The organism is Roseibium sp., assembly GCF_051016195.1.
Lineage (GTDB): Bacteria > Pseudomonadota > Alphaproteobacteria > Rhizobiales > Stappiaceae > Roseibium.
The window spans coordinates 5,816,873-5,836,255 of sequence record NZ_CP134616.1 but is presented as its reverse complement, the minus strand read 5'-3'; the positions used below and the strand labels follow the sequence as shown (position 1 = coordinate 5,836,255).

Genomic DNA, 19,383 nt, shown 5'->3' with positions numbered 1-19,383 from the left:
GGCCGTTCGACATAGCTCACCTGGAGAAAGATGTGCTCAGGAATTACATGAAGCGGCCCGAGGCAGGGGCTTTTGCAGCGTTTCTCATCACTTACCTTTTCTTTGCGCTCGCAACGCCCGGAACGGGATTCGTGTCTGTGAATGGCACGGCCGGATGGCTCAATCTGGCCGCTGAACTGGGAATTGTCGCGATCCCGGTTGGCCTCTTGATGATCTCGGGTGAGTTCGACCTATCAATCGGGTCGACCGTCGGGGCTTCGTCGATGATCCTCGCGATTGGAACCAACCAATACGATTTACCGATCTGGCCGATGGTGTTTCTGGCTTTGGCTGCCGGAGGTCTGGTTGGGCTGGCGAATGGCCTCGCGGTCGTCAAGACCAAACTGCCGTCTTTCATCGTCACCCTGGCAACCAACTTCATCGTGATCGGTGCAACAATGGGTGTCTCGCGCCTGATCGCCAATGTCACCTCAAGTTCGATCGTGGCTTCCGACAGCGCAAAGTTCGTATTCGCGGCGCGTTGGGGCCAGGCCAATATCTCCATCCTCTGGTGGCTTCTCGTTGCATATATCGGTTACCGGGTCTTGAGCCGCAGTGTCTTTGGCAACTGGATCTATGCGACGGGCGGAAACCTGGACGCTGCCCGTGGGGCAGGTGTTCCGGTGCAGCGGGTCAAGATAAGTCTGTTCATCGCAACCGGACTTGCCGCGGCGCTGGTCGGGATCCTACAGGGTGTCCAATGGAATTCAGGCAACGCGACCTACGGCATGGGGTTCGTGTTCCAGGCACCGATTGTCGTTGTCATCGGCGGCGTTCTCCTGACCGGCGGCTATGGCAGCGTCACCGGCATCGTTCTGGGCACGGCGTTGTTCGGTGTCATATCCAGCGGCATCTTCTACACCGGCTGGAACACGGACTGGATCCAGTTGTTCCTTGGTCTTCTGCTTGCGGCAGCCGTTCTCGCCAACAACTATGTTCGCCGGCTGGCGCTCTCCAGCAAATAGGAACAGCAATGTCTCATCCTCTCATGGAATTGCGCGACGTCGACAAGTTTTTTGGCTCCACCGAGGCCTTGAGAAAAGTGTCAATGCAGATCGAGCCGGGCAAGATACTCTGCCTTCTGGGCGACAACGGTGCCGGCAAGTCGACCCTGATCAAGGTCCTCTCCGGCTATCACCAGCCAACGTCCGGAACACTGATGTTCGAAGGCAAGCCAACCAGATTTGCGACGCCCCGTGATGCACGCCAACGTGGTATCGCGACAGTCCATCAGGATGTCGGGTCGATTCCGCTCATGAGCGTTGGCCGCAACTTTTTTCTGGGAGCGGAACCTTTCAAGGGCCGTTGGCCGTTTCGAAGCATAGACACCCGGCTTGCCAACGAAGTCGCGGTGGATCAGATGCAGAAATTCGGCCTCACCCGGGTGACCAGCGGAGAACAACTCGTCGGAACCATGTCAGGTGGTGAACGCCAGGTGCTGGCTATTGGGCGCGCGATGTATTTCGGCGCCAAGATGCTGATCCTCGATGAGCCGACATCGGCCCTGGGTGTCAAGGAAGCTGCAATGGTGCTGAAAATGATGAGGATTGCGCGTCAAAACGGGGCGGGCATAGTCTTCATCACGCACAATGCCCGTCACGCCATGAGTGTCGGCGACGCCTTCGTCGTTCTGATTCAGGGAGAAGTCGCAGCGTCCTTCAATCGGGGAGAAAAATCTCGAGAGGAAGTTCTCAATCTCATGGCCGGCGGCGAGGACATGAGCGAACTGGAAGAAGATCTGGAACAGATCGATTGACCGTGCCGCACGTGGTGAACTGGCACTTCGTTTTTCCCGTTTGCGCCCATCGTGCGAGTTCGCCGTGACAAAGACAAAGGTCGGTTTTTCGTTGCGGACCGAAAACGGCTGAACATCAATGTCAGCCTTGCAAAGCGGTTATTCCTGAAAATCTTGGCGAAGGTCAGGTCGAACTGGTATCTGAAAATGCTCCGATTTGCCCGGACACGCGCAATTTTGAAGCTTTTCTCGCTTTCAGCGTCGCTTGGCCGGTGGAATACGCATCGACGAGACGTTCAGTCTCCCCCAATTCTCGATGGGCAACGCGGTTTCGGATAGGCTGTCATGCACGCGCCATGTCAAATCGTCCTTTTCCAACCGGACCGGATAGATTGGTTGCTCTGTCTTTGTTGCGAAACGAACGCGCACGATTGTTTCTGCTTGAACCGCCCGCGCCATCGCGCGGATACGTTTGTCGCCGACGGGTTCACGTTCATTCAAAATGAACCTTGCAGCCGTTGTCTTGGTTTGCAGCCTCGTCTTGTCTGGCAGGCTTTCAATCAGCTTTGCCTGCGCACGTTTGGCGGCGTTCTCAAGACCCAGAGCAGAGACCATCGGGTTTTCTGCCGAAAGGATGAGCGCTAGCGCGGCGGCTTCGTCTCTCGCAAGGCCGGTCAGCCGTGTGCGGTAGTTGAAGCCCAGCTCAATTCCGCCACTGTTTCCCTGATGAACAATGATCGGCAGACCTGCTTCCGTCATGGCGTCTACGTCGCGGAGAATTGTCCGGGGGACAACCTCCAATTCCTGAGCGAGCTTGACCGAGGTCTGACGACCGCGGTTTTGCAGAAGAAGGAGGATTTGCAGCAGTCGCGCAGCACGCATAAGGCTCAACCAAACATGACAGAAGGTGTCATGTTACCTCCGTTATCCCTGCCTTTGCAACGAAGGGACGGACATGAAGATCTACAGAACATCCATCGAAATCTCAGCCACGGTCGAACAGGTTTGGTCTGCCATGACCCGGGGCTTGCAAACCGATCCGATTCCATTTGGCATTCTGAAGATTGAGGGCACGCTTTCGTTGAACGGTCGGATCAAGCTTTGGTCGGAAGTTGATCCAGGGCGGGCATTTGTACTGTGTGTTAAGACGTTTCAAGCGCCACGAAAGATGGTCTGGCAAGGCGGACTGCCACTGGGATTTTTCAAAGGAACGCGGACATTCACGCTTTCGCCAATCGGGGACAAGACCACGTTTGATATGGAAGAGGTCTATGGCGGAGTCATGTCAGGGTTGATCACGAGGACCATTCCGGACCTGAACCCGAGTTTTGAAAAGTTTTCGAAGGCATTGAAAGAAAGGGCAGAGAGAAATGAATGATGTTGTCTACGGTTCTGGTATCGAAGAAGATCCCTGGCTTTTGAAAACTCCGCCGCTGACCTCTGAGTTTCAGGTTTGGAAGGACGTCACAAACGACCCGCCTGCATTGGTCGTTCAAGTGGGGAAGACAAGACTGTCCTACCAACTGCGAGCCATAGAGGATGCCCATGCAATGCTGAAGGACCACGGCGATTGGATGCCGCTTGGCAACGCAGACGAAGGCAAGCCCACGAAATCGGGGACGCTGGAGGACTGGGCGCGTTCGGAAGGGAACCCGGTCGGCGGTTACTATGGTTTGCGCAAGGGGTACAGGGGGCGCTTCGCTAACTATGTCGGACCGACGCTGGAGTTACTCGGGTTGGCAGAACTTGAACACAACGCCAGAAGCAATCGGATCCGGGCAATCTGAGTACAGCGATCGTTGATTTCGGTGTTCGATGGCAAGTTGGTCTGCATCTCGTTGTTGTTACCAAATCAAACGAGCGACCGACTTCGGGATGAAACCCTCGCTCGGCGAGATTTGAACCGGGTGCGCAAGGGGTCATTCGCTGGCAAGGCCCGGGAAGCCGGCATTGCTTTCAAACAACGAAACACCCGGGAGTGTTGGCCCAGCCATCGGCCCGAAAACAACGGTTGTCCGGCGCAGATCCCGCAAACCTGGAAAATGCCTTAAAGCAACGATCTGGAAGAGAAGAAAATGGTCGGAGTGAGAGGATTCGAACCTCCGACCCCCTCGTCCCGAACGAGGTGCGCTACCAGGCTGCGCTACACTCCGACACTTTTGTTGGGTTTCACAATAAACCCATCGGGAACAGCGCGACAAGGTCCCGCTGCGTGGAGGGTCGTTTAGCAAAGGTCGGCTGATCCCGCAAGCGATTTGAAATGGAGCGGAAGCTTTTTTTGCTGCAATGAATGCATGCGCCGGGGTGAGGCGTGCCGGTGGGGGAACAAGAGGCATGGCCGCGCCACCTCAGGCCATGCGCCAACCGTTCCGCGTTCGGTTCAAACCTGTTTTCAAGAGCTTGGGGAAAACCCGGGCACGGATCGGAAAGATCGGCAACCGGGAGGCTTGCGCTTCCGAAGTCTCCTCGCTATACAGCGTTTCCACGGCCTTGGGGTGTAGCCAAGCGGTAAGGCAGCGGTTTTTGGTACCGCCATGCGCTGGTTCGAATCCAGCCACCCCAGCCAGTTTTCTTCCAAATTCAGATGAAAGTCGAACCGTGCGACCGAGACGCGCGTGATTTCAGCGACGCCGTCCGAAGCCCTTTTCGCTGCTTGCAGCCTGACTTTCGCGTCTCGCCGGTGCATCAGGCTCATCCCGCCGCTTTTCGTCTTGCACCCGCTTGCGGGAAAAAAAGTTGTCCGGCGAGTCCCTGAGTTCGTCGATTTCTTCCGTCAAGGCATCGTCGGAGGACTTCAGCGTCTGCGAGCGCATCTGGCCGACAGAGCGCTTGCCGGATATGAACTCGACGCCACAGCGCAGTCCGTCTTCCCATCGCCTCTGGCAGGTCACCTCGAAGTCTTCCAGGTCGATCTGGAGAATGAATTCCTGCGGCAGAAGATAGGCCTGTTCGAATTCCAGCTTTGCGCCGCTTTCCGACAGGTTGCGGACGATGCAGGGGACTGAACGCAGGCCCCGGTTGAAGATCAGTTTCCCTTTTTTTAGGGCGCGTGATCGGCGGGCGCGCTCGTTCTGCTCGGTGTCCATGTCGTCGGAGGGCGATGTTGCAGCGTTTTCGGTGTCGGGCATGTCTGTTTCGCTTCTCGTGTTCTTAACGGGTGTACCGGCCACCCTGAAACATGCCGTTTTTACCAGGAAGTCCTTGTCATTCCGTGAATCCGGAGGCAGATGTCAGCGCCGTCGGCCGAAGGACGGTTTCCCGCTGCCCGGGACTGTTTCCGAAGCACCGGCTGCGTCGGTCGCGTCTTCGCTTCCGTCCTCGTGCTCCACAGCCTCCTGATGTGCGTGGAAGGCATCAAATCCGCTTTGCAATTCGGCATCCGATGGGCTCAGGGTCTGATATCGCTTCTGCGGAACGTGGCGTCTTTCGCTCGTGAACATCACGCCGCATTTCAGACCTGTCTCCCATCTGCGCTCGCAGGAGACCTCGTAGTCTTCAAGGTCGATATAGAGCTCGAAGTCCTTGGGCAGAATGTAAGGCTGATCGAATTCGAGCATGGCGCCGCCGCCAGAAATGTTCCGGACCACACAGGGAATGGATCTCAGGCCGTTTTGAAAGACCATCTTGCCTTTCTTGTAGACGCGTGCACGGCGCTCACGCGGCGTGAAGTCCTCGTCGTGTTTGTTGTCCGCGTCTTGCTGCGGTGCGGGATCGGCAGTCGACATGGTCATCTCGCATAGGCTTGCAATGGTTCAGCCCCTTTTGCATTTAAACCTAGTCTAAAGCTGTTTCCAAGAAGTGAATCTGAGCAGATAAAATAAAGAAAGTGATCTGAATCTATTTTTCACAAGTTCAAAGAATGAGTTGCTGCAGCTTTTGGATGTAAAAATATTAAAAGGAATGCGATATTAACGTAAAAAGATAAAAATGTATTTAAATTGATTGTAATTCCCAGCAGTGCTGATATGTTTGCCCGCAATTTTATGAAGAGATTTGTTGCGGAATGCGCGTGTGGAATTTAGAGTATCGGTACGGTGTGCGTTGCAGTGCAAAACTAAGCCGGTTCCGATCATCAATGAATTTGAAGGGACTCGCATATGGGACGATATGAGCAGGTTTTGGGGCTGATTTGGAAAGCGGATACCACGCGCGCAATAAACACCCACAAGTCACGTATGGCAGGTTCCAGGCATTCCCCGTTCAGGTGAAACCATGGAACGCCATTTCTTGAATTGATGCATGTGTTTCCTTTATTTACAGGCCGGAAAGACCGGTAAAATTCAACTGAAACCGATTGGTTCCGGCGTATACGAGGCGTTGATGACAGAAGAACAGATATCCTTATTGTGCCAGTTGGCCGTGCGGGCCGGCGAGGAGATCTTGAAGATTTATGCCGAACCGTTCGACGTGGAGAACAAGGCCGACGGTTCGCCGGTGACCAAGGCCGATGCTGCGGCAGAGCGGATCATTCTTGCTGGTCTTGGCAATGCCTTCCCTGGCATTCCGGTTATTGCCGAGGAGTCCGTCGAAGCAGGCAACCTGCCGGAGGTCGCGGATGTCTATTTCCTGGTTGACCCGCTTGACGGCACCAAAGAGTTTTTGAAGAAGAACGGGGAATTCACTGTCAACATCGCGCTGATCGAAAAAGGTGTGCCCGTTTTCGGTGTGGTCTCGGCCCCTGCTCTTGGTGAGATCTATTGGGGCGGACAGTCGTTGTCGTCTGATGCGGCGGCGCCGTGTGCCTTCAAGGCGCGCATCGAGGGCGGGCTTCTTGCCGACGTGGAAGCGGTAAAGGTCCGGACACCACCTCCCGGAGGCTTGAGCGTGCTCGCAAGCCGCTCCCATCTTTCGGAAGAAACCTCCGCGCTGATCGACCGTCTCAATGTTGCAGAGCGTCTGTCGGTGGGGTCGTCTTTGAAACTGTGCTGGGTGGCGGCCGGAAAGGCGGACCTCTATCCAAGGCTGGCGCCGACCATGCAATGGGACATCGCGGCAGGCGATGCCGTTGTGCGCGCGGCCGGTGGCGCGGTCGTTCTCGCGGCAGATGGTTCCGATTTTGTTTATTCGGTCCCGGTCAACGCCACCAAGGACGATCTGCGCAATCCTCATTTCATCGCTGTGACATCGAGAGACCTTCTGCCGGAACCGGCGGCCGCGGCCTCGTGACAAGCTGCAATAAAAAAGACAGGACATATCCAGATAAAGCCGGTTCGCCGGTCAAAACGGAAAAGCGAACATGAATATGCAATCTCACGGGATCACGCCGGAGCGCCTTAGCAATTTGAAGCGCCTCGAAGCGGAGAGTATCCACATCATCAGGGAAGTGGCCGCGGAGTTTTCAAATCCGGTGATGCTGTATTCCATCGGCAAAGACTCCGGCGTCATGCTGCATCTTGCGATGAAGGCGTTTTATCCGTCCAAACCGCCGTTTCCGCTGTTGCATGTGGACACCACCTGGAAGTTCCGGGACATGATCCGGTTTCGGGATGAAACCGCGAAGCGTCTTGGGCTGGACCTGTTGGTTTACACAAATCCTGAAGGCGTTCAGAAGAACATCAATCCGTTTGATAATGGCTCGTCGGTGCACACGCACATCATGAAAACGGAGGCTCTCAAGCAGGCGCTGGACAAATACGGTTTCGACGCGGCCTTCGGCGGCGCGCGGCGCGACGAGGAGAAGTCCCGCGCGAAGGAGCGCGTTTTTTCATTCCGGAATTCAAACCATGGCTGGGACCCGAAGAACCAGCGGCCGGAACTCTGGAATCTCTACAATGCGCGCGTGGCAAAAGGCGAGAGCATCCGTTCGTTTCCGCTGTCCAACTGGACCGAACTGGATATCTGGCAGTATATCCTGACGGAGAATATCCCCATGGTTCCGCTCTATCTCGCCGCCAGCCGGCCGGTGGTTGAAAGGGACGGCATGCTCATCATGGTCGATGACGATCGCATGCAGCTGCAGCCCGGGGAAATCATCCAGGAAAAGAAGGTGAGGTTCCGCACGCTCGGCTGCTACCCGCTGACCGGCGCGATTGAATCGGATGCCGACACGCTTCCCGCGATTGTCCGCGAAATGCTGATCGCCCGCACGTCCGAGCGGCAAGGCCGCCTGATCGACAAGGACGAAAGCGCGTCCATGGAGAAGAAAAAGCGGGAAGGGTATTTCTAAGATGACTGCAGACGTCAAAGAGGCTGCCGAGGCAGCGGTCACGGACTATATTCTTGCTCAGGAAACCAAGGATCAGCTCCGGTTTCTCACCTGCGGCTCGGTTGATGACGGCAAGTCGACGCTGATCGGCCGCCTGCTCTATGACACCAAGCTGATCTTCGAAGATCAACTGGCAGCTCTGGAGCGCGATTCGAAAAAACATGGCACTGTCGGCGAGGACATCGATCTTGCGCTTCTGGTGGACGGCCTTGAGGCTGAACGCGAGCAGGGCATCACGATTGATGTCGCCTACCGTTTCTTTTCAACCGACAAGCGCAAATTCATCGTCGCCGACACACCGGGCCACGAGCAATATACGCGCAACATGGCGACTGGCGCTTCCACGGCAGACCTGGCCGTGCTGCTGGTGGACGCGCGCAACGGTCTCCTGGTGCAGACCCGGCGTCATGCCTTCATCGCCTCTCTGCTCGGCATTCGCCATGTGATCCTGGCAGTCAACAAGATCGACCTGGTCGACTATTCGCAAAACCGTTTCGACGAAATCCGCAAGGAGTTCGAGGTATTCGCCAACGGGTTCGATTTCGAGACCCTGGAGGCCATCCCGATGTCGGCCCGTTTTGGCGACAACGTGACGGCCAAAGGCGAACACCTGGACTGGTACACCGGGCCTACCCTGCTGGAGCATCTGGAGAGCGTTGAGGTCGGCGAGCACGCGCTCGAGGCACCGTTCCGCTTTCCGGTCCAGTGGGTGAACCGGCCCAACCTTGATTTCCGGGGGTATTCGGGAACGATCGCAAGCGGCCGTGTTTCGGTCGGCGAAGAACTCGTCGTGGCAGGCCCGGCGAAGGTTTCAAGGGTCAAGAGCATCGTCGGTGCTTCAGGAGATGTGTCCGAAGCGCGCGCAGGCGAAGCGGTTACACTCACCCTTGAAGATGAAATCGACATTTCGCGCGGCGATCTTCTGTCTTCGACCGCTCACCGGCCGGACGTGGCCGACCAGTTCGCTGCTCATGTGATCTGGATGAGCGATGAACCGCTTTTGCCGGGGCGTCCCTATCTCTTGAAAATCGGCACACGTACGGTCACCGCGACCGTGTCCGAGATCAAGCACAAGATCAACGTGAACACGTTCGAGCACACTGCGGGCAAGACGCTTGAACTGAATGAGATCGCGTTTTGCAACTTCTCCCTGTCCGCGGCGGTGCCCTTCGATCCATATGAAGCCAACCGGTCCACTGGCGCGTTCATCCTGATCGACCGCATGTCCAACGCCACTGTCGGCGCCGGCATGATCTGGTTTGCACTTCGCCGCGCAAGCAACATTCATTGGCAGGCACTGGACGTCGACAAGACCGCCCGTTCGCGAGAGCTCGGTCAGAAGCCCGCCGTTCTGTGGTTTACCGGCCTGTCCGGATCGGGCAAATCCACGATCGCCTCGATCGTGGAGAAGAAGCTGCATATCGACGGCAAACACACCTACACGCTGGACGGCGACAATGTTCGCCATGGTCTCAACAAGGACCTCGGTTTCACGGACGCGGACCGTGTTGAAAACATCCGTCGGGTGGGCGAGGTTGCGAAGCTGTTCGCCGACTCTGGTCTGATCACGCTCGTCTCCTTCATTTCTCCGTTCGTGTCCGAACGCCGGATGGCACGCGATCTGTTGGAGGAAGGGGAATTTGTCGAGGTGTTTGTCGATACGCCCATCGAGATCTGCCGCCAGCGTGACCCGAAGGGCCTTTATGAAAAGGCTGACCGGGGTGAAATCAAGAATTTCACCGGGATCGACAGCCCGTACGAGGCCCCGGAAAAACCGGAGATCCACGTTAGGAATGTCGACCGGGACCCGGAGGACGTGGCCGAGGAAATCATCGGTTACCTCCGCCAGAACGGTTACCTCGGCAGCTGACGCCGCCGCCGGGCGAAGCCGGACCCGAATTCCAGAGACGCGGTCGCACCTTGTGCGGCCGCGTTTTTGATTGCATGCGTGCCTGCACGGCACGGAAAAACCGGAAACGGACTTTGCCGTTGCCCAAAAGGCCGAAGCCCTATAAGACGCGAGCGACAATCCTGTCGTCTCAGCTAAAGGGCTACGTGCGCAGATGAAAACCGTTTTGGTAACCGGTGCGGCCGGATTTATCGGATACTTTTTGTGCACGCGCCTGTTGAAGGATGGTTTCAGGGTCATCGGTCTCGATGCGATGACAGATTACTACGACGTCCGTTTGAAGGAACGCCGGCAGCAGATGCTGCTTCAGCACGAGCATTTCCAGGCGTTGAATGACCGGGTCGAGACCCAAGACCTGCTCATGTCGCTGTTTCGGACCGAGGTGCCCGACTTCGTGATTCATCTGGCAGCGCAGGCCGGTGTCCGCTACTCGATTGAAAACCCGCGGTCTTATCTGGAAAGCAATATCTGCGGCACATTCGAGCTGCTCGAGGCCGCGAGGGCGTATCCGCCCGAGCATATGCTCCTGGCGTCGACTTCGTCTGCCTACGGTGCCAATGACGTCATGCCGTATCGGGAGACGGACAAGGCGGATCATCAGGTGTCGTTCTACGCGGCAACAAAGAAGGCAACCGAGTCGATGGCGCATTCCTACGCCCATCTCTACGATCTTCCGATCACCATGTTCCGGTTCTTCACCGTCTACGGTCCATGGGCCCGGCCGGACATGGCGCACCACAAGTTCGCCAAGGCCATCCTCGAGGGGCGCCCGATTGACGTCTACAATTACGGCGACATGAAACGGGACTTCACCTATGTGGAGGATCTTGTCGAGGGCATTCGCCTGCTCATGGACGCGGTTCCCGTTCGCCCCGCCGATGGTGAGGAGGTTCCCGAGGGAGACAGTCTTTCACCGGTCGCGCCGTGGCGCATCGTCAATATAGGCAATTCGAAAAGCGTTCAACTGACGGAGTTCATCGATGCAATCGAAGAGGCGACCGGCAGGACGGCTGAGCGCAATCTCATGCCGATGCAGCCAGGCGATGTCGTTGCAACCTGGGCAGATGCCGACCTTCTGCAGCGCCTCACCGGTTATACGCCGAAGACCTCCGTGCGCGAGGGCATTGCGAAGTTTGTCGCCTGGTACAGGGAATACTACCAGGTTTGAGTGTCAGCTTGCCTCGGGCGGAGGCTGGCATACATCCACCCACTGTGCATCGGTGATGTCCGCGAGACGGTCCGGGCTGATCTTGACGGCAGCGTTTGTCGCTCCGGCGGCCGGGATGACGACGTCGAACGCTTTCAGGGACACGTCGCAGTAAACCTGAAGCGGTTGTGCGAGCCCGAAGGGACAAACGCCACCAACGGGGTGTCCGGTCAGGGTTTCCACGTCTTCCAGCCCGAGCATCTTGATTTTTCCGCCAAAGGCGGCCTTGGCCTTCTTGTTGTCCATGCGCGCATCCCCGCGCGCCACAACAAGAAAGACCTTGTCCTTCAACTGGAACGAAAGCGTCTTTGCAATCTGCCCCGCAACTACGCCATGGGCCCGTGCAGCCAGCTCCACGGTTGCACTGCTTTGGTCCGTTTCAATGATCTCCAACTCCGGCGCTGCAATTTCAAGGTGTTGGCGTACGCTGGCAAGGCTCATCTGTTTTGGGCATCCCTGTTAGAAAGAAGATCGTGAAAATTGACATTATTAAGGCAGTGAAACAATCAACAGGCAGAAAACTACTTGTGAATATAATTAAAATTCACCTTTTCGAAATTAATAAAGCGTTCATACTGAATTTAAACGAGAGTTAAACACTTACTCCATAATGCTTATTGATAATGTAACGGAGAAATACGTGAGAGCGTCTTGAAGGCGCAAAGGTTCGAGGAACGCCCATATGGCCAGATCGATGACAGCTGCCGGAGAAGTTCACAACCCCAAATTGGGGGGGCGTGAAAAGGCTGCCGGTTTGAATGATCGCGGCGAAGTTGTAACCCTCCCGTTCCTGCTGGCGAAGAACCTCCTGTTCTGGGGCTCGGTTTCCCTGAGCCTCTATTGCATTTACACTGTCACGACGCTCCTTTGACCTCCCAATAGTTTTCCGGCACTCCCGGCACCGCGGCTTGCCGGGCGTAAGGCGGTCGCAGGTTTGCTCCAAAAACGCTCAATACTCTCTCCATCCACAATCAGAAGCCATCGGAATCCAGCCGATTGAGGCCGAAATGATGTTCCGGCACAAAGGTTTGCGGGAGTTTCTGCCGAGCATCCACTCCTTCGATCTCCGATACCAGGCAATCAGCTACCAGATGGGCGATGCCGAAGGATATCTTGTAGCCACCGGTGGCCGCGTAGAGGGAACGTTGTCCGGGAAGACAGCCCACGAGCGGATCGCGCTTGTTGCAACGCGGCCTGATGCCGGCCCATTCGGACAAGATCTCCCGGCCATGCAACTGCGGACAGAAACGGCTTGCACGCTCGACGAGTTCGGCGGTGCGTGCGGGCGAGGGGGTGGCATCCTCAAAGTCCCGGTCGGAGGTGCTGCCGATGGCGACCGTGCCGTTTCCGTGTGGCACCACGTAGAGGCCGTCGCAGTAGATTGCCGGCCTGTCCTCAAGTCCCTTGCCGTCCAGCAGCAAGGCCTGGCCCTTTTCTCCGCGCCCGATTCGTTCGCCGGTAAACCGCCTTATCAGATCAAAAGTTGAAAATCCGCCGGCAAGAACAAGCGTCTTCGCCTTTATCGTTTCACCATTGGCGAGAAAGACCGTCCCGGATGCCTCGTCGAAACCGGTGACACCTGCGGTCTCGGCAAGGCACCCGTGTCGGCGCACAAACGCGGCGAGTGCTGCGAGGTATTCGCGCGGTGAAGTCCGTGCCGCCAGCGTCTCATAGACGATGCCATAGGGTGCTGCCGCTGCGTCCAGCCAATCCGACCGGCTGCCAGCCGGTTCGACTTCGTATGTGAATCCGGTCTTGTCCGGCTGCCAACGAAGCTTGCTTTCCTCGGCCCTCTCAAGGTGATGGTCGAGCTTGTCCTGCGTTGTCAGCGGCAGAATGCGGCCACATCGTGCATATCCGCAGCTCAGTCCGGTGTCTGCCTCGAGCTGCCGGATGTGGTCTTGAAGACAAAGCAGGGCCTGAAACTGGAATTCCTTCTTCGGGTTCCAGCGTGCCGGCATATGCGGCATCAGGGCGCCGAGCAGTCCGCCGCTGGACCCGGCACCAACATGCGCTGCCTCCAGGACAAGCGTGCGCAATCCCTGCTTGATTGCGCGGTGCGCAATCGAAAGTCCGAAGATCCCGGCGCCGGCAACCGCGATGTCGAAGGGGGTGTCGGACGGCGTTGACATCTTCAGGCGTGGCCCCGGGATTGAAAGCGATGGACGGCTCTCTTATGAGAACGGATCGGATTTGGCAAAGACTTTAGATGATGGATCCATAAATGAGACTGAAATGGCATGCGAAATGGCGAAATCCCGTTAGGAAGGGTGTGCGGAGCGGGCGTCCTGCCCGGTCAAGCACGCTGACGCCACGGGGTGACGCCATTTCCGCCGCCAAATCGGCCTCATTTATGAGTCCGATTTGGCGCATGTCTCAAGGGGCGTGCGCGGGAAACGGCAGGGCGCACTTGATGTCGAAAGGGGCACCTGAGCTTGAGTGGCTGGAAGGCGACGTGCCGCGCGCACCTGGTTTCGGCGACACCTATTTTTCCAAAGCCGGCGGATTGGAAGAAACCCGGCATGTGTTTATCGGCGGTAACAGGTTGTCTGACCGATTACCCGGCAGGAAGAGCTTCACCATCGCCGAATTCGGGTTCGGAACCGGACTGAACTTTCTGACGACACTGCACATGATGACCGCGCTGGAAGAAGGCCCGGACCTGATGTTCCTTTCGTTCGAACTTTACCCGCTTTCCGCTGATCAACTGGAACGGGCGCTGGCTGCTTTTCCAGAACTGTCCGGCCTCGCAGACGCGCTCATCGGCAGCTGGGCTCCGGGGCCGGGCTGGAACCGCATGAAGATCGCGGGTGCGGAACTTCTGCTCGGCGTCGGCGATGCGCGGCAGTTGATATCGGATCTTGCTTCGGGAGGCGGACCAGAAGCAGGTGGTCGCACCGTCATTCCGGCAGTGGATGCCTGGTATCTCGACGGGTTCAGCCCTGCGAAAAACCCGGAGCTCTGGGACCCGGATCTGCTGGCGAACGCAGCCGGCCTGACAGCCCCCGATGGAACCCTTGCGACCTACACGGCCGCTGGCTGGGTCCGTCGAAATCTTCAGGCAGCGGGTTTCGCCATCGAAAAGAAACCGGGCTTTGCCGGCAAGCGTGAGATGATCGTCGGGCGAAAGACCTGAGCCCGCTCACATTCCGGACCGCGCTGCCGCCTCGAGCCAGTCGCGAAAAGTCCGCATAGCGCTTGTTTCGTCGCGCGACTTCAGCCAGGTCAGCCAGTAACTGCCGGTAATGACGCCGATATCGAAGGGTTGGACAATCCGTCTGCATTCAAGGTCGCGTTCAAACAGGCAAACGGGCACAAGACCCACACCCGCACCCTGAGCCGCCGCTTCCACGATGGAAAGCGAAGAATCGAATATCCAGCCACGGCTTCTGGGTGGCGGCACGGCAGCTGCCTGGAACCAGAGCGCCCATTCGTTCAGCCTGTAGGACCGGAGCAGGGTTTCGCGCGTCAGATCGGCAGGTTCGATGAGCTGCGATGCCGTGGCTGGTGCACAGACGGGGGAAAGGTTTGCCTCGAACAGCCTGACGGCCTCCGTTCCGTGCCAGGCGCCGTCTCCAAAGCGCAGAAAACAGTCCAGACCGTCCTCCAGAAGGTCCGCGCGGTTGTTGTTCGTCTTGAGCCGGATGTCGATCTCGGGGTGCTGCTTCGAAAAAGCCTCAAGCCGGGGCAGGAGCCATCCCGTTGCAAAGCTGCTGACGACACCGACTGTCAGGACGTCCCGGAAGTTGCCGTCTTCAAACCGGCTCAGCGCGTCGCTCATGCGCCGGAAGGCGTCAGAAAGAACAGGCAGAAGAGCCTGGCCTTCATCGGTCAGCGTGACACCGCGCGATCCCCGCTTGAAGAGCGACACCCGAAGCGTTTCCTCAAGGGACTTTACCTGGTGGCTGACCGCAGTCTGTGAGACACGAAGCTCAAGCCCGGCGCGCGTGAAACTCTGTAATCGGGCCGAAGCTTCGAACGCCCGGAGAGCGTTGAGCGGTATTCGGGATAGATCCATGGGTCGTTGCTGTTCTCCGGTTTGCGGGGCGCCTGGGTAAAAATGAGCGCCCGGCTTTCAAAACTCGATAAAGAAGCAGGTCTCGATGCCTACCCGGCTTCCGGCGGCCTCTCGCCTGACACGGTTGAGCACACTTCAAACGCACACGCTCCGGCCTTTCGCGCGGCATCCGGAATGACGGGCCTTGAAAAATCAGACCATGCCTTGACCCCACCTTGCATCGTACTGACTGACAACCGATCATGGCCAAGTTTTTCTCATGTCTGACGTTATCAATCATCATTTGTCTTATGCAAAAAGCAAGCGCAATCTCCCGCTTGCTTGAAGCTGTCCACCGGGGGGCAGGGCGCAGCAGGCAACATTTCATACTTCTGGAGATGATGATGATTTCGAGTAGTCGTAGGTTTGCCCTCCTGGGTTTGCTGATCCCCATTCTGTCCGTTGTTCCCGCCGGGGCGGCTGATTTTGATCCGGGCCCCGTTGCGAGGGCTGTCGAGGACGTCGAGACCCGTCTGTCCGCAAGGGTTGGTGTCGCGATCATGGACACGCAAACGGGCAAGACCTGGTCGAACAGGGGCGATGAGCGCTTTCCCCTGAACAGCACCTTCAAGGCATTGCTGTGCGCCGCGTTGCTGGACGCCGCCGAAAAGGGAACCGCAGACGCGAAGCGCGAGGTGGTCGTGCAGGAAAGCGATATCGTTTCCTATTCACCTGTCCTGGAAAAGCATGTTGGCGGCAAGGGTTTTTCAATCGGCGAACTGTGCGAGGTTACTGTCACAACCAGCGACAATGCGGCCGCCAACCTGGTCATGGCGGAACTCGGCGGACCGGAAGGGGTGACGGCCTACCTCCGTCGGATCGGCGATGACAAGACCCGCATCGATCGCTGGGAGCCGGATTCAAACACCGGCGTTCCGGGCGATCCAAGGGACACCACCACGCCGTGGGCGGCCGCTGAAACGCTCCGCAAACTGGTGCTGGGCGATGCCCTGGAGCCTCAGGCGAGGGTGACGCTCACATCCTGGCTGGAAGGCAACAAGGTTGGCAATTCCACCCTGCGGGCCGGCATCCCGAAGAACTGGCGCATTGCCGACAAGACCGGGGCAGGGTCCAACGGATCGCGCAACAACATTGCCGTTATCTGGCCGGAGAACCGGGATCCCGTTGTCATCGCGATCTACATTACCCAGACAACCGCCGCATTCCAGACACGCAACGCGGCAATTGCTGGAATAGGCGCCGCGCTGGCCGAGAGCATAGACTGAACGTCAGGAAGCTGCGCGCCGGATTTGCCACGGCGCGCGGCCTTCATCTCATTTCCGGAACTGCCGTCAGCGGCTTGCCGGTTTCAAACCAGCTCTTCAGGTTGTCGACAACAAGCTGGCCCATGGCGTTGCGGGTTGCCTGTGAGGCCGAGCCGACATGGGGCAGCAGCGTGACGCGGGGCAGTTTCATGAGCCGTTCGGGCGTGCACGGCTCCTGTTCGAAGACGTCCAGTCCGGCACCGTAGATGGTGCCGCTCTCCAGCGCCTCGGCCAGGGCCACCTCGTCGATCACAGAGCCCCGGCCGATATTGATCACGATGCCGTTCGGGCCGAGCGCCTTCAGCACGTCTGTATTGACCGCATGCTGGGTTTCCGCACCGCCCGGCGCGACCACCATCAGCGTGTCGCAGGCCTCCGCAAGCGAGACGAGGCTTGCGTGATAGGGATAGTCCACGCCGTCCTGCCGGGAGCGGCCGTAATATGCGATCTTGAGCCCGAAGCTTTCGGCGCGTCTGGCAATCGCCTTGCCGATACGTCCAAGGCCGAAAATGCCGAGCGTCCGCCCCTGAAGCGTCGCCTGGCTCAGCGGGTAGCCGCCTTTCTTGGTCCAGTTGCCGTCCCTCAGCCAGGTTTCGGCCTGTCCGAGTTCGCGCACCGTCATGATCATAAGGCCGATGGCCGTATCGGCCACCTCGTCTGTCAGGACGTCGGGCGTGTGCGTGACCATCACCTTCGCCCGCAGGCAGGCATCCGTGTCGACATGGTCGTAGCCGACGCCGAAGCTCGAGACGATCTCCAGGTTCGGAAATTTCTCCAGAAACGTGTCGTTGACCTCCGCCCAGGAGAGCGCAATGCCCCGGATCTTCGGGCCAATCTCGCCAAGCATGGCTGCCGGGTCTTCCGCCGCATGCAGCCTGTGCACGGTGAAAGCCTCGTCCAGCTGCTCCTCGACCACGGGAAGCATGGGTTTTGTCATGAGAATGTCGGGTTTTTGCATGGGGTATCCGGCGGGAGAAAAGCTTTGAGATATGTTGTTTCAGCCGCCGGACTTTACAAGAAATCAGGTCTCAGGGAAGAGGAAAAGCGCGCGGCGGGATATCATCGCCCATCGCCGACCCGGACAGCGATGTATTCAATGGTTGCTGCGGCGATTGTGCAGTTCTCGCATAGAAGTTTGCACCATTTTGTAAATGACACTGATTGAACATTCCCCCCATTGCCCCCGGCGCGCATTTCCCCTAAAAGACGCGGCAGAATTCCTAAGAATCCCGTCAGTTTTCGAAAGTGGAGAAGCGGAGCCCCATGGCGCGCCAGTTCATCTATCACATGCATGGCCTCTCCAAGGCCTACAACGACAAGAAAGTCCTCGACAATATCCATCTCTCCTTCTACCCGGACGCCAAGATCGGCATCCTGGGCCCGAACGGGGCGGGTAAGTCGACGCTTCTGAAAATCATGGCCGGCATCGACAAGGAGTATTCCGGTGAGGCCTGGGCCGCCGAGGGCGCCAAGGTCGGCTATCTGCCGCAGGAGCCGCAGCTCGACAATTCCAAGACGGTCATGGAAAACATCATGGAAGGCGTTGCCCACAAGCAGGCCAAGCTCGATCGCTACAACGAGCTGATGATGGACTATTCGGACGAGACCGCCGAAGAGGCCGCAACGCTTCAGGACGAGATTGACGCCCAGGACCTTTGGAACCTGGAAAGCCAGGTCGAAATGGCGATGGAAGCGCTGCGCTGCCCGGCCTCTGACAGCGCCGTCGACAATCTCTCCGGTGGTGAGCGACGCCGTGTCGCGCTCTGCAAGCTGCTTCTGTCCGAGCCCGATCTTCTTCTTCTCGACGAACCGACCAACCACCTGGACGCGGAAACCGTTCACTGGCTGGAGCGGCATTTGCGCGAGTTCAAGGGCTCGGTCCTGATCATCACCCACGATCGCTACTTCCTCGACAACGTCACCGGCTGGATCCTGGAACTCGACCGCGGCCGCGGCATTCCCTATGAGGGCAACTATTCGGTCTATCTGGAAAAGAAGACCAAGCGCATGGAGCAGGAAGGCCGCGAGAACATGGCCCGCTCCAAGGCAATCTCGCGTGAACGCGAGTGGATGGGCATGTCGCCCAAGGGCCGCCAGACCAAGTCCAAGGCGCGTATCCGCGCCTATCAGGACCTTGTCGCGATGCAGGAGGAGCGTCAGCCGTCCATCGAGCAGATCCTCATTCCGGTGGGCGAGCGCCTCGGTGCCAACGTCATCGACTTGGAAGGCGTGTCCAAGGGCTTCGGCGACCGTCTCCTGATCGAGGATCTCACCTTCAAGCTGCCGCGCGGCGGCATCGTCGGCGTGATCGGCCCGAACGGCGCCGGCAAGTCGACGCTCTTCAAGATGCTGACGGGTCAGGAAAAGCCGGACGGCGGCAATGTCGTCATCGGCGACAGTGTTCAACTCGGCTATGTCGACCAGTCGCGCGATGCGCTGGACCCGGACAAGACGGTCTGGGAAGAGATTTCCGGTGGCGCCGAGGTGATCTATCTCGACGACAAGGAAATCAACTCCCGCGCCTATTGCTCGTCCTTCAACTTCAAGGGCCCGGCCCAGCAGGCCAAGGTCGGCGACCTCTCCGGCGGTCAGCGCAACCGCGTGCACCTGGCGAAGGTTCTGAAAAAGGGCGCCAACGTGCTCCTGCTCGATGAGCCGACCAACGACCTCGACACCGAAACGCTGGCTGCCCTGGAAGACGCGCTGGAAAACTACGCCGGCTGCGCCGTGGTCATCAGCCACGATCGTATGTTCCTCGACCGCCTGGCCACGCACATGCTTGCCTTTGAGGGCGACAGTCATGTGGAGTGGTTCGAAGGCAACTTCGAGGACTACGAAAAGGACAAGGTCCGCCGCCTCGGCGCTCACGCCGCCGACCCGCGCCGGATAAAGTACAAGCCGCTGACGCGCTGAAAAATTTGCACAAAAAATACTGAAAGGGCGGTCAACGGACTGCCCTTTTTTCA

General features: G+C 58.0%; 19 protein-coding genes, 2 tRNA genes and 1 pseudogene. 13 read left to right on the top strand and 9 right to left on the bottom strand.

Annotated features, from left to right (window positions below; genetic code table 11):
* Nucleotides 1-32 precede the first annotated feature (32 nt).
* Together RDA78_RS26490 and RDA78_RS26485 are read left to right on the top strand one after the other, a co-directional pair.
* Nucleotides 33-1,004 (top strand): ABC transporter permease, encoded by a 972-nt coding sequence (locus RDA78_RS26490; RefSeq protein WP_434052741.1) that lies wholly within the window; start codon nt 33-35, stop codon nt 1,002-1,004.
* A gap of 8 nt (nt 1,005-1,012) precedes the next feature.
* Entirely contained in the window at nt 1,013-1,795 is a 783-nt protein-coding gene (locus RDA78_RS26485) for an ATP-binding cassette domain-containing protein (protein WP_434052740.1), read from the top strand.
* Nucleotides 1,796-2,029: 234 nt separating this feature from the next.
* Here RDA78_RS26485 and RDA78_RS26480 read toward each other — a convergent pair whose 3' ends face one another.
* Nucleotides 2,030-2,533 (bottom strand): hypothetical protein, encoded by a 504-nt coding sequence (locus tag RDA78_RS26480; RefSeq protein WP_434056240.1) that lies wholly within the window; start codon nt 2,531-2,533, stop codon nt 2,030-2,032.
* A gap of 18 nt (nt 2,534-2,551) precedes the next feature.
* A pseudogene (locus RDA78_RS26475) lies at nt 2,552-2,656 on the bottom strand (hypothetical protein); the annotation flags it as partial.
* Nucleotides 2,657-2,729: 73 nt separating this feature from the next.
* Between RDA78_RS26475 and RDA78_RS26470 the strand changes: the two are divergent.
* The gene (locus tag RDA78_RS26470) at nt 2,730-3,152 is read left to right on the top strand and encodes an SRPBCC family protein (RefSeq protein ID WP_434052739.1); all 423 of its coding nucleotides are present in this window, start codon (nt 2,730-2,732) and stop codon (nt 3,150-3,152) included.
* On the top strand, nt 3,145-3,561 hold the full coding sequence (locus RDA78_RS26465) for a DUF6855 family protein (RefSeq protein WP_434052738.1): 417 nt from the start codon (nt 3,145-3,147) through the stop codon (nt 3,559-3,561). Before RDA78_RS26470 ends, RDA78_RS26465 begins: the two co-directional genes overlap by 8 nt.
* Before the next feature lie 289 nt (nt 3,562-3,850).
* Here RDA78_RS26465 and RDA78_RS26460 read toward each other — a convergent pair.
* Nucleotides 3,851-3,927 (bottom strand) — tRNA-Pro (locus tag RDA78_RS26460).
* A gap of 338 nt (nt 3,928-4,265) precedes the next feature.
* Here RDA78_RS26460 and RDA78_RS26455 point away from each other — a divergent pair.
* Nucleotides 4,266-4,340: transfer RNA gene (locus tag RDA78_RS26455), tRNA-Gln, on the top strand.
* Between the two features lie 55 nt (nt 4,341-4,395).
* Here the strand turns inward: RDA78_RS26455 and RDA78_RS26450 are convergent.
* Together RDA78_RS26450 and RDA78_RS26445 are read right to left on the bottom strand one after the other, a co-directional pair.
* Entirely contained in the window at nt 4,396-4,902 is a 507-nt protein-coding gene (locus RDA78_RS26450) for a PilZ domain-containing protein (protein ID WP_434052737.1), read from the bottom strand.
* Nucleotides 4,903-5,004: 102 nt separating this feature from the next.
* Nucleotides 5,005-5,499: a PilZ domain-containing protein gene (locus RDA78_RS26445; protein ID WP_434052736.1), complete on the bottom strand. Its 495-nt coding sequence runs from the start codon at nt 5,497-5,499 to the stop codon at nt 5,005-5,007.
* Nucleotides 5,500-6,094: 595 nt separating this feature from the next.
* Here RDA78_RS26445 and cysQ point away from each other — a divergent pair.
* The 4 genes from cysQ to RDA78_RS26425 all read left to right on the top strand — a co-directional run bounded on the left by cysQ (nt 6,095) and on the right by RDA78_RS26425 (nt 11,056).
* Complete coding sequence (gene cysQ / locus RDA78_RS26440; RefSeq protein ID WP_434052735.1) at nt 6,095-6,940, top strand: 3'(2'),5'-bisphosphate nucleotidase CysQ; 846 nt, start codon at nt 6,095-6,097, stop codon at nt 6,938-6,940.
* Nucleotides 6,941-7,010: 70 nt separating this feature from the next.
* Nucleotides 7,011-7,940 (top strand): sulfate adenylyltransferase subunit CysD, encoded by a 930-nt coding sequence (gene cysD, locus RDA78_RS26435; protein WP_434052734.1) that lies wholly within the window; start codon nt 7,011-7,013, stop codon nt 7,938-7,940.
* 1 nt (nt 7,941) lies between these two features.
* Nucleotides 7,942-9,849, top strand: a complete 1,908-nt coding sequence (gene cysN, locus RDA78_RS26430) for a sulfate adenylyltransferase subunit CysN (protein ID WP_434052733.1) — start codon at nt 7,942-7,944, stop codon at nt 9,847-9,849.
* Between the two features lie 193 nt (nt 9,850-10,042).
* Nucleotides 10,043-11,056 (top strand): GDP-mannose 4,6-dehydratase, encoded by a 1,014-nt coding sequence (locus tag RDA78_RS26425; RefSeq protein ID WP_434052732.1) that lies wholly within the window; start codon nt 10,043-10,045, stop codon nt 11,054-11,056.
* 3 nt (nt 11,057-11,059) lie between these two features.
* Here the strand turns inward: RDA78_RS26425 and RDA78_RS26420 are convergent, their stop codons facing one another.
* The gene (locus RDA78_RS26420) at nt 11,060-11,536 is read right to left on the bottom strand and encodes a YbaK/EbsC family protein (protein ID WP_434052731.1); all 477 of its coding nucleotides are present in this window, start codon (nt 11,534-11,536) and stop codon (nt 11,060-11,062) included.
* A gap of 241 nt (nt 11,537-11,777) precedes the next feature.
* On the opposite strand from RDA78_RS26420, the gene RDA78_RS26415 reads away from it, so the two are divergent.
* Nucleotides 11,778-11,966: a hypothetical protein gene (locus RDA78_RS26415; RefSeq protein ID WP_434052730.1), complete on the top strand. Its 189-nt coding sequence runs from the start codon at nt 11,778-11,780 to the stop codon at nt 11,964-11,966.
* A 100-nt stretch (nt 11,967-12,066) separates the two neighbouring features.
* On the opposite strand, the gene RDA78_RS26410 is transcribed toward RDA78_RS26415, so the two are convergent.
* Complete coding sequence (locus RDA78_RS26410) at nt 12,067-13,227, bottom strand: NAD(P)/FAD-dependent oxidoreductase (RefSeq protein WP_434052729.1); 1,161 nt, start codon at nt 13,225-13,227, stop codon at nt 12,067-12,069.
* Nucleotides 13,228-13,508: 281 nt separating this feature from the next.
* Between RDA78_RS26410 and mnmD the strand changes: the two genes are divergently transcribed.
* Nucleotides 13,509-14,231, top strand: a complete 723-nt coding sequence (gene mnmD / locus RDA78_RS26405; protein WP_434052728.1) for a tRNA (5-methylaminomethyl-2-thiouridine)(34)-methyltransferase MnmD — start codon at nt 13,509-13,511, stop codon at nt 14,229-14,231.
* 6 nt (nt 14,232-14,237) lie between these two features.
* Here the strand turns inward: mnmD and RDA78_RS26400 are convergent, their stop codons facing one another.
* On the bottom strand, nt 14,238-15,113 hold the full coding sequence (locus RDA78_RS26400) for a LysR substrate-binding domain-containing protein (protein WP_434052727.1): 876 nt from the start codon (nt 15,111-15,113) through the stop codon (nt 14,238-14,240).
* A 383-nt stretch (nt 15,114-15,496) separates the two neighbouring features.
* On the opposite strand from RDA78_RS26400, the gene bla reads away from it, so the two are divergent.
* Entirely contained in the window at nt 15,497-16,378 is an 882-nt protein-coding gene (bla, locus tag RDA78_RS26395) for a class A beta-lactamase (RefSeq protein ID WP_434052726.1), read from the top strand.
* Nucleotides 16,379-16,421: 43 nt separating this feature from the next.
* Here the strand turns inward: bla and RDA78_RS26390 are convergent, their stop codons facing one another.
* Complete coding sequence (locus RDA78_RS26390) at nt 16,422-17,375, bottom strand: 2-hydroxyacid dehydrogenase (RefSeq protein WP_434052725.1); 954 nt, start codon at nt 17,373-17,375, stop codon at nt 16,422-16,424.
* A gap of 305 nt (nt 17,376-17,680) precedes the next feature.
* Here RDA78_RS26390 and ettA point away from each other — a divergent pair, with 305 nt between their 5' ends.
* Complete coding sequence (ettA, locus tag RDA78_RS26385) at nt 17,681-19,330, top strand: energy-dependent translational throttle protein EttA (protein ID WP_434052724.1); 1,650 nt, start codon at nt 17,681-17,683, stop codon at nt 19,328-19,330.
* The last annotated feature ends 53 nt before the right edge of the window (nt 19,331-19,383 follow it).

Excerpts from the sequence above, each read along its gene's own strand:
- RDA78_RS26480 (WP_434056240.1), bottom strand. The coding sequence starts at position 2,533 with ATGACGGAAGCAGGTCTGCCGATCATTGTTCATCAGGGAAACAGTGGC.
- ettA (WP_434052724.1), top strand. The coding sequence starts at position 17,681 with ATGGCGCGCCAGTTCATCTATCACATGCATGGCCTCTCCAAGGCCTAC.
- cysD (WP_434052734.1), top strand. The coding sequence starts at position 7,011 with ATGAATATGCAATCTCACGGGATCACGCCGGAGCGCCTTAGCAATTTG.
- mnmD (WP_434052728.1), top strand. The coding sequence starts at position 13,509 with ATGTCGAAAGGGGCACCTGAGCTTGAGTGGCTGGAAGGCGACGTGCCG.
- RDA78_RS26485 (WP_434052740.1), top strand. The coding sequence starts at position 1,013 with ATGTCTCATCCTCTCATGGAATTGCGCGACGTCGACAAGTTTTTTGGC.
- RDA78_RS26390 (WP_434052725.1), bottom strand. The coding sequence starts at position 17,375 with ATGCAAAAACCCGACATTCTCATGACAAAACCCATGCTTCCCGTGGTC.
- RDA78_RS26425 (WP_434052732.1), top strand. The coding sequence starts at position 10,043 with ATGAAAACCGTTTTGGTAACCGGTGCGGCCGGATTTATCGGATACTTT.
- cysN (WP_434052733.1), top strand. The coding sequence starts at position 7,942 with ATGACTGCAGACGTCAAAGAGGCTGCCGAGGCAGCGGTCACGGACTAT.
- RDA78_RS26445 (WP_434052736.1), bottom strand. The coding sequence starts at position 5,499 with ATGTCGACTGCCGATCCCGCACCGCAGCAAGACGCGGACAACAAACAC.
- RDA78_RS26410 (WP_434052729.1), bottom strand. The coding sequence starts at position 13,227 with ATGTCAACGCCGTCCGACACCCCCTTCGACATCGCGGTTGCCGGCGCC.
- RDA78_RS26465 (WP_434052738.1), top strand. The coding sequence starts at position 3,145 with ATGAATGATGTTGTCTACGGTTCTGGTATCGAAGAAGATCCCTGGCTT.
- bla (WP_434052726.1), top strand. The coding sequence starts at position 15,497 with ATGATTTCGAGTAGTCGTAGGTTTGCCCTCCTGGGTTTGCTGATCCCC.
- RDA78_RS26470 (WP_434052739.1), top strand. The coding sequence starts at position 2,730 with ATGAAGATCTACAGAACATCCATCGAAATCTCAGCCACGGTCGAACAG.
- RDA78_RS26415 (WP_434052730.1), top strand. The coding sequence starts at position 11,778 with ATGGCCAGATCGATGACAGCTGCCGGAGAAGTTCACAACCCCAAATTG.
- RDA78_RS26400 (WP_434052727.1), bottom strand. The coding sequence starts at position 15,113 with ATGGATCTATCCCGAATACCGCTCAACGCTCTCCGGGCGTTCGAAGCT.
- RDA78_RS26420 (WP_434052731.1), bottom strand. The coding sequence starts at position 11,536 with ATGAGCCTTGCCAGCGTACGCCAACACCTTGAAATTGCAGCGCCGGAG.
- cysQ (WP_434052735.1), top strand. The coding sequence starts at position 6,095 with ATGACAGAAGAACAGATATCCTTATTGTGCCAGTTGGCCGTGCGGGCC.
- RDA78_RS26450 (WP_434052737.1), bottom strand. The coding sequence starts at position 4,902 with ATGCCCGACACCGAAAACGCTGCAACATCGCCCTCCGACGACATGGAC.